The 236-nt window shown below is 52.1% G+C and carries 1 pseudogene; it reads right to left on the minus strand.

What is annotated here, in order from left to right:
* Positions 1–236, minus strand: a pseudogene (locus KVT38_RS34235) (ABC transporter ATP-binding protein); the annotation flags it as partial.

Raw genomic sequence — 236 nt, forward strand, 5'->3', positions numbered from 1 at the left:
TTTGAATTCGACGGCCAGCGCACCTGTCGGAAGTATCGCTCCCGGTCCGTCCTCGATCTTCGAGCGAGTTCCAAGCAGCTCGCGGATGCGAATGAGGCTGGCATCCGCCTTCTGCAAATCCTCGATTTGGGTACGGATTTTCTCGATAGGCTTAGGTAACAGCTCCGTATAGTAGAAAATCAAATAAACCGTGCCGATCGTGATGCTGCCTTGTTTCCACAGATAAGCGCTGATTG

The organism is Cohnella sp. GbtcB17 (assembly GCF_019091135.1).
Lineage (GTDB): Bacteria > Bacillota > Bacilli > Paenibacillales > Paenibacillaceae > Cohnella.